The sequence below is a fragment of the Mycobacterium sp. ML4 genome (genome assembly GCF_054515735.1).
Genome location: NZ_JBTNSY010000023.1, coordinates 87,896 through 97,183, shown reverse-complemented (window position 1 = coordinate 97,183; position 9,288 = coordinate 87,896). Strand labels below are relative to the sequence as shown.

Genomic DNA, 9,288 nt, shown 5'->3' with positions numbered 1-9,288 from the left:
GTGTTATTGAGGGCTGCGTTGAGGCTGGCAAGTCCGGTGCCGAAGCCGCCGGTGAGCTGGGCCGCCAGGTTGGACCCGGTCAGCAGCGCCCCGTTGAGTGCGGCGGACAGTGCCGGCAGTCCACCTCCGAAGGCGGCGTTCAGTGCGGCTGACAGGCCGTTGAGGCCGCCGGTGAAGGCGCCGCTGAGGGCCCCGGATAGACCGGCCAGGCTGACGCCGAGGTTTCCGGACAACGCCGCGGACAGGGATGCCGACAAGGCGGGGAATGCTGCACTGAAGCTGGCGGCCAGGTTCTGGCCCGCGTTCAGCACTGCGTTCAGTGCGCCCTGGAATGCCGGCGCTCCGCTGAGGGCAGCGCTGAATGCGGCGTTGAGAGCCGTGTTCAAGGTGGCCAGGCCGGTGCCGAAACTGCCGGCGAGTTGGGCAGCCAGAGCAGGGAAGTTTCCTGCCAGTGTGGCCCCGGTTTGGACCAGACCCGCCAACGCCGCCGACAGCGCCGGCAGGCTCAATGTGCCGTTCAGTGCGGCATTGAGGCCCTGGAGGCTGGCTGCGAAGGTGCCCGTGAGGGCTCCGTTGAGGGCCGCGGACAGGCCAGGCAAAGTTGCGCTGAAGTTCGCGGCCAGGTTCTGGCCAGCGTTGATCAGGCCGCTCAGGCCGGCCTGCAGGGTGGGTAGACCGCCGCTGAGCGCCGCGTTCAACGCCGCATTGAGGTTGCCCAGACCAGTGCCGAAAGCCCCGGACAGGGCACCGTTGAGTTGTCCCGCCAGTGCGGGCAGCGCGGCGCTGAAACCGGCGGCGAAGTTCTGGCTTGCGTTGACCAACGCCTGCACCGCCGGCAGGCCTCCGCTGAGGGCGGTGTTGAGGGCGGCGTTGAACTGCGCCGCCACGGCCGGGAGGGTGGCGGTGAAGCTGCCCGCCAGGTTCTGGCCCGCGGTGATGATTCCGTTGAGGCCCGCCTGGACGGCCGGCAGCCCGCCGCTGACGGCGGCGTTGAGGGCGCCGCTGAGTTGGGCGCTGAGCGCGGGGAGGGTGGCGCTGAAATTGGTGGCCAATCCGGAGACGGTGCCGACGAAGTTTCCGACCAGCATCCCGCCGGTCTGGGCCAGCTCGGTCAGCCCGGAGAAGTTTGCATTCAGGTTGCCCGTCAATGAAGCGCCGAGGTTGGCGCCGAGCCCACTGGTCAAGAACGCTTCGAGCGCCGCGTTGGCGGGCCCGAACAAAGCAGCACCGCTTCCTGAGAGCGCCGCGCCGGCGCCTTGCAGGGCCAGGCCGGCGTTGGCGACGGCCTGGCCGGTCTGAGTTAACCCGACTCCCAGACCCGAGGTGAGTGCCCCGCCGGTCTGAAGAGCCAGTCCGGCGCCGAGGTTGGGCAGGGCGGTCAGTGCCCGTAGCGCCGCGCCGGCGTCCAGGCTGCCCATGAGCGAACCTGACCCGCCGATCTGCGCGCCCAGGCCTGGAATGCCGATGGCGGTGCTCAAGGCACCGTTCACCTGGGTGGCGAGGTTGGCGAAGCCCTTCTGCAGCGCCGACAAGAAGCCGTCGAGGCTCAGCAGGGCTGACCCGTTGACCGCTTCGGCGGCGGCATATGCCGTCGCCCCCTGTGTCATCAGAGCGACGAACTCTTGGTGATAGGCCGTCGCTTGTGCGCTGACGGCCTGGTAGTCAGCACCCAAGGTGCCGAACAACCGGGCGATCGCGGCCGACACCTCGTCCGCGGCCGCGGGTACAAGTTCAGTCGTGGCTCCCGCGGCGGCAGAACCGACCTCGATCAACGACGATCGAATACCGGCAAGCTGCTCGGCCGCCGCTTCGACGAATTCGGGCACAGCAATGACAAAGGACATGTCCATCTCCCCAGATGACCCCAAATGGAACAAGCCGCGACCCAACGACGCCCGATCGTCATAGGGGCAACACGTGGGCAATAGATCCCCGTACGGAGGCGAGGTTAAACCCGTTATCTCTAAGAATTTCCGGGCGCAGTCTTAGGGTTTGTAATCGACCTTGCGGTCCTACCCTTTGCCCGAAATCAGCTGTGTCAGAGAGCAACTGCTCCTTCGTGTATAGCAGCGGCCCGGGAAATTGGGAAGGGGTATATCGGCGAGTCGCGTTGACAGCGCCGCCGCCGCGCCCTTGACGTAGGCGAAGGTCGTGGCACAACCACGATGAGAATTAATTTGCGAACATATGCATAATCATGCAGAATCGGCCGAATGGTCGACACCAAGCGTGTGGCGGTTGCCGGGGCCAGCGGGTACGCGGGGGGCGAAATCCTCCGGCTGCTGCTCGGACACCCGGCCTACCACGACGGCCGCCTGACGATAGGTGCCGTCACGGCGGCCTCGAGTGCGGGCAGCACTCTGGGTGAGCATCACCCCCACTTGGTTCCGCTGGCATCACGCGTCGTGGAGCGCACCGACCTCGACATGCTGGCCGGCCACGACGTGGTGTTTCTCGCGCTGCCCCACGGACATTCGGCCGCCCTGGCCGACCGGCTCGCCTCCGAAACTCTCATCATCGACTGCGGGGCGGACTTCCGGCTCCGCGACGCGACGGCCTGGGAACGCTTCTACGGATCCCCACATGCGGGCGATTGGCCTTACGGGTTGCCCGAATTGCCCGGCGGCAGGGACGGCATACGAGGTGCGCGCCGCATCGCTGTGCCCGGCTGCTATCCGACAGCGGCTCTGCTTGCCTTGCTGCCTGCGGTGGCCGAAGGCCTGGTGGAGCCAGCCGTCACGGTCGTCGCGGTCAGCGGCACCTCCGGTGCGGGCCGGGGGGCGAAGACGGATCTGCTGGGTTCGGAGGTGATCGGGTCGGCGCGGGCATACAACATCGGCGGTGCTCATCGGCACACGCCCGAGATTGCGCAGGGACTGCAGGCGGTCACCGACCGGAAGGTCACCGTGTCATTCACTCCGGTGCTGATCCCGACGTCTCGCGGGATTCTGGCCACCTGCACCGCGCCGACCCGCGCACCGGTTTCGCAGCTGCGGGCAGCATACGAAAAAGCTTACGAAGGTGAGCCTTTCATCTACCTGATGCCAGAGGGTCAGTTACCCCGTACCGCCTCAGTGCTCGGCAGCAACGCCGCACACGTCGCTATCGCCGTCGACGAGGAAGCCGCCACATTCGTGGCCATCGCCGCAATCGACAACCTGGTCAAGGGAACTGCGGGTGCCGCGGTGCAGTCGATGAATCTGGCACTGGACTGGCCCGAGACCGAGGGCCTTTCGGTCGTCGGAGTGGCACCGTGACCGAGCTTGCCGATGAGACCAGGTTGTTGCGGGCACAGGGCGTCACCGCACCGGCCGGTTTCCGGGCGGCCGGCATCCCGGCCGGCATCAAGGCCTCCGGTGCCCTCGACCTGGCACTGGTGTTCAACGAGGGGCCCGACTACGCCGCGGCCGGAGTGTTCACCCGCAACAAGGTCAAGGCCGCGCCGGTACTTTGGACCCAGCAGGTGCTGACCACCGGACGGCTACGCGCGGTCATTCTCAACTCCGGCGGGGCAAACGCGTGTACCGGGCCGGGCGGCTTTCAGGACACCCACGCGACAGCGGAAACCGTCGCAACTGCGTTGTCGGACTGGGGAACCGAAACAGGTGCCATCGAGGTTGCTGTCTGCTCCACCGGTCTGATCGGCGATCGGCTGCCCATGGACAAGGTGCTAGCCGGAGTGCGTGACATCGTGCATGAGATGCACGGCGGGCTCACCGGTGGTGACGATGCCGCTCATGCGATCATGACCACCGATACCGTGCCCAAACAGGTTGCACTGCATCACCGGGACAAGTGGACGGTCGGTGGTATGGCCAAGGGCGCCGGCATGTTGGCGCCGTCGTTGGCCACCATGCTGTGTGTGATCACCACCGATGCCGTCGCCGATGCCGCCGCGCTCGATCGGGCGTTGCGGCGGGCCACTGCCTATACCTTCGACAGACTCGACGTCGACGGCAGTTGCTCCACCAACGACACCGTCTTGCTGCTGGCCTCGGGTGCCAGCGAAATCACGCCGACCCAAGCCGACCTCGACGACGCGGTGCTGCGGGTCTGTGACGATCTGTGCGCCCAGTTGCAGGCCGACGCCGAGGGAGTCACCAAACGCGTCACCGTGACGGTGACGGGGGCGGCCGGCGAGGACGACGCGCTGGCCGCCGCGCGGGTGATTGCGCGCGACAATTTGGTCAAGACGGCGTTGTTCGGCTCCGACCCTAATTGGGGCCGGGTAGTGGCAGCCGTCGGGATGGCTCCTGTTGCCTTAGAACCCGACCGGATCACCGTGTCGTTCAACGATTCTGTGGTGTACCGGGAGGGCACCGGCGCTCCCGGGGCCCGCCAGGTGGACCTGTCGGGAGCCGACATCCACATTGTGGTCGACCTCGCGATCGGTGACGGTCACGCCGACATCCGCACCACCGACTTGTCACACGCATACGTCGAAGAGAACTCGGCCTACAGCTCATGACCGTGAACATCGACGAATTGCCCACTCAAGTCAAGGCGCAGGTACTGGCCGAAGCACTGCCCTGGCTCAAGCAGCTGAACGGCAAGATCGTCGTGATCAAATACGGCGGGAACGCGATGACCGACGAGTCACTGCGCCGGGCCTTCGCCGCCGATATGGCGTTTCTGCGCAACTGCGGGGTGCATCCGGTAGTGGTGCACGGCGGGGGGCCGCAGATCACCGCAATGCTGCGCCGACTCGGCATCGAGGGCGATTTCAAAGGCGGATTCCGGGTCACCACACCGGAAGTGCTCGACGTGGCGCGGATGGTGTTGTTCGGTCAGGTGGGCCGCGAATTGGTCAACCTCATTAACGTGCATGGCCCGTACGCCGTCGGGATCACCGGCGAGGACGCGCAACTGTTCACCGCGGTGCGGCGCAGCGTCACCGTCGACGGCGTGGACACCGACATCGGCCTGGTCGGGGACGTGGAACTGGTCAATACCGCAGCAGTACTGGATCTCATTGCCGCCAAACGGATTCCAGTGGTATCAACACTGGCGCCGGATGCCGAGGGGGTGGTGCACAACATCAACGCAGATACCGCAGCGGCGGCACTGGCCGAAGCGCTGGGCGCCGAAAAGCTGTTGATGCTCACCGATGTCGAGGGTTTGTATACGGGCTGGCCGGACCGCACGTCGTTGGTCAGCGAAATCGATACGGCCACACTGGCGCAACTGCTCCCCAGGTTGGAGGCGGGCATGATTCCCAAAGTCGAGGCGTGCCTGCGCGCGGTCACCGCGGGCGTGCCCAGCGCGCACGTCATCGACGGGCGAGTAGAACACTGCGTCCTGGTCGAGCTGTTCACTGACGCGGGCACCGGTACGAAAGTGGTATCGAAATGACCGCAACGGAAGCGGTGCAGCAACGCTGGCAGTCGGTGATGATGAACAACTACGGCACCCCGGCCATGGCGCTGGCCAGCGGTGAGGGAGCCGTCGTCACCGACGTCGACGGCAAGACCTACGTCGACCTGCTCGGCGGTATCGCGGTCAACGTTCTCGGTCACCGGCATCCGGCCATCATCGATGCAGTCACCCGGCAGCTGTCGACTCTGGGCCACACCTCCAACCTCTACGCCACCGAGCCGGGAATTGCCCTGGCCGAGGAGCTGGTCGCCCTGCTGGGCGCGGAAACCCAAGCGCGAGTGTTCTTCTGCAACTCCGGTACCGAAGCCAACGAGGTGGCGTTCAAGCTCACCCGTCTGACCCGGCGTACGAGAATCGTTGCCGCACAAGAAGCCTTCCACGGCAGGACGATGGGCTCGCTGGCGCTCACCGGACAACCGAGTAAGCAGGCGCCGTTCGAACCGCTGCCCGGTTACGTCACCCATGTCCCGTACGGTGACACCGGCGCGTTGGCCTCGGCAGTCGGCGACGACACGGCCGCAGTATTTCTCGAGCCGATCATGGGGGAGAGCGGTGTGGTCATGCCGCCCGAGGGATATCTGGCGGCGGCCCGGGAAATCACCGCCCGCCACCAAGTGCTTCTGGTACTCGACGAGGTTCAGACCGGAATTGGGCGTACCGGAGCCTTTTACGCCCACCAACACGACGGCATTACCCCGGACGTGATCACCCTCGCCAAGGGCCTGGGCGGGGGACTGCCGATCGGGGCGTGCATCGCAATCGGTGCGGCCGCGGACCTACTGACCCCGGGCCTGCACGGCAGCACATTCGGCGGCAATCCGGTGTGCACCGCCGCGGCCCTGGCTGTGCTCAAGACCCTGGCCGACGAGGATCTGGTGCGCGGTGCGGAAACCAAAGGCAAAGCGCTGCGCCAGGGTATCGAATCGCTGGGTCATCCACTGGTCGACCACGTGCGGGGCAGAGGTCTCCTGCAGGGCATCGTGCTGACCGCGCCAGCCGCCAAGGACGCCGAAGCGGCGGCTCGCAACGCCGGTTACCTGGTCAATGCGGCCGCGCCCAACGTGATTCGGTTGGCTCCGCCGCTGATCATCAGCGAGTCCGAGCTGGACGGCTTCGTCGCCGCCCTCCCCGCAATCCTTGACACCGCCGGAGCCGCAGATGGTTAGGCACTTTCTACGCGACGACGACCTCACGCCGCAGGAACAGGCCGAGGTTCTCGAACTCGCCGCGATGCTCAAGAAAGACCCGTTCAGCAGGCGTCCCCTGGAGGGTCCGCGCGGAGTCGCGGTCATCTTCGACAAGAACTCCACCCGCACCAGGTTCTCCTTCGAGATGGGTATCGCCCAGCTCGGCGGGCACGCCGTGGTGGTCGACGGACGCAACACCCAACTCGGGCGCGACGAAACCTTGGAGGACACCGCGCGCGTGTTGTCCCGCTTCGTCGAGGCCATCGTCTGGCGCACATTCGGGCAGGAGCGGCTGCAGGCCATGGCCTCCACCGCGTCGGTTCCCGTCGTCAACGCGCTGTCCGATGAGTTCCATCCCTGCCAGGTCCTGGCCGATCTGCAGACCATCGCCGAACGCAGAGGCGCACTCCGGGGACTGAAGATGACATACCTGGGCGACGGCGCCAACAACATGGCTCACTCGTTGATGCTGGGCGGGGTTACTGCCGGCATGCACGTCACTATTGCTGCGCCGGAAGGCTTTAAGCCCGATCCCGCGGTGGTGGCGGCGGCCCGCACTCGTGGCGATGAGACCGGGGGCACGGTGACGGTGACCGCCGACGCCGACGCGGGCGCGGCCGGCGCCGACGTCCTGGTCACCGACACCTGGGTGTCGATGGGCCAGGAGGACGACGGCCTGGACCGTGTCAAACCGTTCCGGCCCTTCCAGGTAAATAACCGGCTACTCGGCCTGGCCAACCCCGATGCTCTTGTGCTGCACTGTCTTCCGGCGCATCGCGATGACGAGATCACCGATGAGGTGATCGACGGCCCGGCCAGCGCGGTATGGGACGAGGCCGAAAACCGCCTGCATGCGCAGAAGGCGCTATTGGTGTGGCTGTTGGAGCGGTCGCGATGACGGCCAAGGCGGCACCGGAGGTCAGCGCCAATCGCGCCGGCCGGCAGGCCCGTATCGTCGCGATCCTGTCCACTGCCGAGGTGCGCAGCCAGAGCGAACTGGCCGCCCGGCTGGCCGGCGAAGGCATCGAGGTCACCCAGGCGACCCTGTCGCGGGATCTGGAGGATCTGGGCGCGGTCAAACTGCGCGGCGCGGACGGCGGAGTCGGCGTCTACGTCGTTCCCGAAGACGGCAGCCCGGTGCGTGGCGTCGCCGGTGGTACCGGACGGCTGTCCCGGCTGCTCGGTGAGCTGCTGGTGTCCACCGATGCCAGTGGGAATCTCGCCGTCTTGCGCACCCCACCCGGCGGCGCACAGTATCTGGCCAGCGCGATCGACCGCGCGGCCCTACCGTACGTCGTTGGCACCATCGCCGGTGACGACACCGTATTCGTCGTGGCCCGCGAACCGATGACCGGAGCGGAACTTGCCTCAGCGCTGGAAGAACTCAAGTAGACCTCAAATAAACTGCTGCAGACTTTGCACAAGCTAAAGGAGAACTTTTCATGTCAGAGCGCGTCATCCTCGCGTACTCCGGCGGCCTGGACACCTCGGTGGCGATCAGCTGGATAGGCAAGGAGACCGGCCGTGAGGTCGTCGCGGTGGCCATCGACCTTGGCCAGGGCGGCGAGGACATGGAAGTGGTGCGCCAGCGGGCCCTGGACTGCGGGGCCGTGGAGGCCGTCGTCGTCGATGCCCGCGATGAGTTCGCCGAGGGCTACTGCCTGCCCACCATCTTCAACAACGCCTTGTACATGGACCGCTACCCGCTGGTGTCGGCGATCAGCCGCCCGCTGATCGCCAAGCATCTGGTGGCCGCCGCGCGCGAACACGGCGGCAGCATCGTCGCGCACGGCTGCACCGGTAAAGGCAACGACCAGGTTCGGTTTGAAGTCGGATTCGCTTCGCTGGCACCGGATCTCGAGGTGCTCGCACCGGTGCGTGACTACGCGTGGACCCGCGAGAAGGCGATCGCGTTCGCCGAAGAGAATGCCATCCCGATCAACGTCACCAAGCGGTCGCCGTTCTCCATCGACCAGAACGTGTGGGGCCGTGCCGTCGAAACCGGGTTCCTCGAACACCTCTGGAACGCGCCCACCAAGGACGTCTACTCCTACACCGAAGACCCCACGGTCAACTGGAACACCCCCGACGAAGTGATCATCGGCTACGAACAGGGCACGCCGGTCACCATCGACGGCAAGCGGGTCACCGTGCTGCAGGCCATCGAGGAACTCAACCGCCGGGCCGGCGCGCAGGGCGTCGGGCGCCTCGACGTCGTCGAGGACCGCCTGGTCGGCATCAAAAGCCGCGAAATTTACGAGGCGCCCGGCGCGATGGTGCTCATCACCGCCCACACCGAGCTCGAACACGTCACCCTGGAACGCGAACTGGGCCGGTTCAAGCGCCAGACCGACCAGCGCTGGGCGGAGCTGGTGTACGACGGGCTGTGGTACTCGCCGCTGAAGGTCGCATTGGAAAGCTTCGTCGCCAAGACCCAGGAGCACGTCACCGGAGAGATTCGCCTGGTCCTGCACGGCGGCCACATCGCAGTCAACGGCCGCCGCAGCGCCGCATCGCTCTACGACTTCAACCTCGCCACCTACGACGAGGGCGACACCTTCGACCAGTCGATGGCCAAGGGCTTCGTCTACGTGCATGGCCTGTCGTCGAAGCTGTCCGCTCGCCGGGACATGCGGTGACCTTCCTACCGCGAGCAGACAGAAACTCGCACACTTTCGCCCGTCAGAGTGCAAGTTTGCGTCTGGTCGCGGGAGATAGGTGACCG

The 9,288-nt window shown here is 66.3% G+C and carries 7 protein-coding genes and 1 pseudogene; 7 read left to right on the top strand and 1 reads right to left on the bottom strand.

All coding sequences use genetic code 11. From position 1 onward, the window contains the following. Positions 1-1,844: PE domain-containing protein (locus ACX9NE_RS23200; RefSeq protein WP_459363585.1), on the bottom strand; the 1,844-nt coding region annotated here is incomplete at its 3' end. A 353-nt stretch (positions 1,845-2,197) separates the two neighbouring features. Here ACX9NE_RS23200 and argC point away from each other — a divergent pair. The 7 genes and pseudogenes from argC (at position 2,198) to ACX9NE_RS23165 (ending at position 9,202) form a co-directional block, all read left to right on the top strand. Further along, positions 2,198-3,257, top strand: a pseudogene (argC, locus tag ACX9NE_RS23195) (N-acetyl-gamma-glutamyl-phosphate reductase). Then, complete coding sequence (gene argJ / locus ACX9NE_RS23190; RefSeq protein ID WP_459363584.1) at positions 3,254-4,468, top strand: bifunctional glutamate N-acetyltransferase/amino-acid acetyltransferase ArgJ; 1,215 nt, start codon at positions 3,254-3,256, stop codon at positions 4,466-4,468. Before argC ends, argJ begins: the two are co-directional and overlap by 4 nt. Further along, positions 4,465-5,352, top strand: a complete 888-nt coding sequence (gene argB / locus ACX9NE_RS23185; RefSeq protein ID WP_459363583.1) for an acetylglutamate kinase — start codon at positions 4,465-4,467, stop codon at positions 5,350-5,352. The genes argJ and argB overlap by 4 nt, the downstream gene beginning before the upstream one ends. Continuing rightward, the gene (locus tag ACX9NE_RS23180) at positions 5,349-6,542 is read left to right on the top strand and encodes an acetylornithine transaminase (RefSeq protein WP_459363582.1); all 1,194 of its coding nucleotides are present in this window, start codon (positions 5,349-5,351) and stop codon (positions 6,540-6,542) included. The genes argB and ACX9NE_RS23180 overlap by 4 nt, the downstream gene beginning before the upstream one ends. Then, positions 6,535-7,461 (top strand): ornithine carbamoyltransferase, encoded by a 927-nt coding sequence (gene argF / locus ACX9NE_RS23175; RefSeq protein ID WP_459363581.1) that lies wholly within the window; start codon positions 6,535-6,537, stop codon positions 7,459-7,461. Before ACX9NE_RS23180 ends, argF begins: the two co-directional genes overlap by 8 nt. Further along, positions 7,458-7,955: an arginine repressor gene (locus ACX9NE_RS23170; RefSeq protein ID WP_459363594.1), complete on the top strand. Its 498-nt coding sequence runs from the start codon at positions 7,458-7,460 to the stop codon at positions 7,953-7,955. Before argF ends, ACX9NE_RS23170 begins: the two co-directional genes overlap by 4 nt. 50 nt (positions 7,956-8,005) lie before the next feature. After that, entirely contained in the window at positions 8,006-9,202 is a 1,197-nt protein-coding gene (locus ACX9NE_RS23165; protein ID WP_459363580.1) for an argininosuccinate synthase, read from the top strand. Positions 9,203-9,288 lie beyond the last annotated feature (86 nt).

Excerpts from the sequence above, each read along its gene's own strand:
- argB (WP_459363583.1), top strand. The coding sequence starts at position 4,465 with ATGACCGTGAACATCGACGAATTGCCCACTCAAGTCAAGGCGCAGGTA.
- ACX9NE_RS23180 (WP_459363582.1), top strand. The coding sequence starts at position 5,349 with ATGACCGCAACGGAAGCGGTGCAGCAACGCTGGCAGTCGGTGATGATG.
- argF (WP_459363581.1), top strand. The coding sequence starts at position 6,535 with ATGGTTAGGCACTTTCTACGCGACGACGACCTCACGCCGCAGGAACAG.
- ACX9NE_RS23170 (WP_459363594.1), top strand. The coding sequence starts at position 7,458 with ATGACGGCCAAGGCGGCACCGGAGGTCAGCGCCAATCGCGCCGGCCGG.
- ACX9NE_RS23165 (WP_459363580.1), top strand. The coding sequence starts at position 8,006 with ATGTCAGAGCGCGTCATCCTCGCGTACTCCGGCGGCCTGGACACCTCG.